The organism is Streptomyces sp. BE20, from assembly GCF_036322525.1.
GTDB lineage: Bacteria > Actinomycetota > Actinomycetes > Streptomycetales > Streptomycetaceae > Kitasatospora.
In genome coordinates this window covers 1-2,322 of record NZ_JAQYWW010000526.1, presented here as the reverse complement: position 1 = coordinate 2,322, position 2,322 = coordinate 1, and the positions used below count along the sequence as shown (strand labels likewise).

Sequence of the window (2,322 nt, the reverse complement as noted above, 5' to 3'; positions counted from 1 at the left end):
CGGGGGGCCGCTTCCGCGGGGAGGATGCCGGGCGTGGTGGTGACGGCGCGAGGCATGGTGGCTCCTCGGCTTGTGGGGGACGGTGCACACCCGGCCCGGGCGGCGCCCGCACGGCGACCGAGGGAACGCCTCAGGTCGTCAGAGTCGAATTTAGTATACGAATCTGCCGCCAGGCAATACGTTTACGGAGAAGTACTCAAAGGCCGAGGTGGGGAGCTGGTGAATCTTCCCGGAAGGGGATCGCAAGGGGGCCGGATATCGCATACGATGAATGGATGGGACAAGGTAGCTGGGCGGAGCGCATCCCCGCCGTGAAAAGCAAGGCGGACCTCGTCTACGAGAGCCTGCACAACGCCATCGCCCAGGGCGACCTCAAGCCCGGCGAGCGGATCAACATGGACGAGCTGGCGCGCACGTTCGGGATCAGCAAGATCCCCATCCGCGAGGCGGTGAAGCGCCTGGAGTCGGACGGCCTGCTGGACTCCCGGGTCCACGCCGGTGTGACCGTGGCCTCGGTCGACGTCACGGAGATGCGCGGCGTCTTCCTCGCCCGCGAGGCGATCGAGGCGCTCATCGCCTCGATCGCGGCCGAACGGATCGACGGCACCCGGCTTGGCGGGCTCGAAGGCGTCCAGCACGCAATGCGCGGCGCCCTGGACGCGGGCGAACTCGTAAGGATGGCGGAGCTGAATTCCCGCTTCCACCGGGTCCTGGCCGAGGCCGCCGGCTATCGCGTCCTGGGCGAACTCACCGAGCAGCTGCTGCTCACCATCCGCCGCTACCGCATCACCGCGCCGATGGGCGACCGGGACTGGCGCTCGGTGGTCGACGAGCACGACGTGATCATGGACGCACTGCGTCGGCGCGACCCCGAGGCGGCCGCGGACGCGGCCCGTGCCCACATCAGCTCGCAGGCCGTACACGAGGTCGAGTGCGCCTCGTGAACTGGCAGGGCGTCCTGCTCCCGGATTCGTGCGGGGGCGTACTCGCGAAATCCGCCGCCCTGGCCGGCGGTCAGGGCTACCCGCATGGACGCGCCCAAGTGTGACACCCGCTGCGAGGCCGATCCGGCGCACTGATGAGGTGCGGAACGGGGCCCTTCGGGCCGCAGGCCGAGAGAGAGTGGCCCTGTTCGGCGCGACCTCGCGATCGCACCTGGTTCTCGCGTGCTGGCTGGTGCGCCCCGCCCTGAGTGTTTACGGCTGCGCGCGATCCTCGCGCGCCACCGTCCCGTCCCTGTGGAGGTCTTCCTCCGGCCGGTGGCTCCCCGTCCCGACCGCGCCGCCCGTGGGGTTCCGGTCCCGGCCGCCGCTACTGCGAGCGCGAGCGTGCCGAGGGCAAGCGCCATACCCAGGCGGTCCTGGCCCTGGCCCGGCGTCGGGTGAACGTCTTGCGGCCCTGGTTCGTGACGGACAGTACTGCCAAGTTGGACTCCCTGTTATCTCAGCTGTTTGACAACGGCTTCATTAGGGGGTGTCGAGTAGGGGTAGGCCCATGCGCTCGCGGTGGGTGTCGCGCAGCAGGCTGGCGGGGCTGACGATCGAGGCGCCGGCGTCCAGGACCAGTTCGGAGCCGGTGAGCGCGGCCGCGGCGGGGGAAGCGGCGAAGGCGACGGCTTCCGCGATGTCCTGGGCGTCGACGATTGTGTGCATCGGATTGCTCTCCCGGAGCCGAACCAGGTCTTCCTCGCCGGGGGCCAGTCGCGACTCGGTGGCGGGGGTGCGCACCCAGCCGGGGGAGAGGGTGACGAAGCTGATGCCGTACCGTCCGTAGTCCACGGCAAGCTGTCGCGTCAGTGCGGCGATCGCACCCTTGGCGGCGGCGTAGGCGGGCAGGCCCGGTGCGGCGGTGCGGTGCAGCACCGAACCGCTGGTCACCACGGCTCCGCTCCCGGCCTCCATCATCGTCGGCAACACCTCGCGCACGCACAGGAACACCGAGTCGAGATTGGCCGAGAGGACCCGCTGCCACTGCTCGTCGGAGGTCAGGTGCAGCGGGAGCCCCTCGGTGATCCCGGCGCAGGTCACCAGGACGTCCGCCGCTCCCAGCTCGTCGACGGCCGCCCGGACCGCGGTGCGGACCTGGCTGGCGTCGGTGACGTCCGCGCGGTGGTGGGCGACGCCGGGCAGTCGGGGGTCGGTGAGGTCGAGGCCGGCCACGCGCAGGCCGTCGGCGGCTAGCTGTATTGATCACGAGCGTTGTTGACAGTGGTCGGGCTTGATCAAACGTAAAGACCTCCGGTGTGGTGGAGCTGTCTAGGACTGCACCGCACCGGAGGTCTTCGTGTCCCACCGTAACGCCCGCCTGACCGTGCACGGCAGG

The 2,322-nt window shown here is 70.0% G+C and carries 2 protein-coding genes and 1 pseudogene; 2 read left to right on the top strand and 1 reads right to left on the bottom strand.

What is annotated here, in order from left to right; translation table 11 throughout:
* Positions 1-275 precede the first annotated feature (275 nt).
* Positions 276-944: a GntR family transcriptional regulator gene (locus tag PUR61_RS08360; RefSeq protein WP_329877300.1), complete on the top strand. Its 669-nt coding sequence runs from the start codon at positions 276-278 to the stop codon at positions 942-944.
* A 362-nt stretch (positions 945-1,306) separates the two neighbouring features.
* A pseudogene (locus PUR61_RS08355) lies at positions 1,307-1,455 on the top strand (IS110 family transposase); the annotation flags it as partial.
* 11 nt (positions 1,456-1,466) lie between these two features.
* Here the strand turns inward: PUR61_RS08355 and PUR61_RS08350 are convergent.
* The gene (locus PUR61_RS08350) at positions 1,467-2,159 is read right to left on the bottom strand and encodes an SDR family NAD(P)-dependent oxidoreductase (protein WP_329877297.1); all 693 of its coding nucleotides are present in this window, start codon (positions 2,157-2,159) and stop codon (positions 1,467-1,469) included.
* Positions 2,160-2,322: the final 163 nt, after the last annotated feature.

Excerpts from the sequence above, each read along its gene's own strand:
- PUR61_RS08360 (WP_329877300.1), top strand. The coding sequence starts at position 276 with ATGGGACAAGGTAGCTGGGCGGAGCGCATCCCCGCCGTGAAAAGCAAG.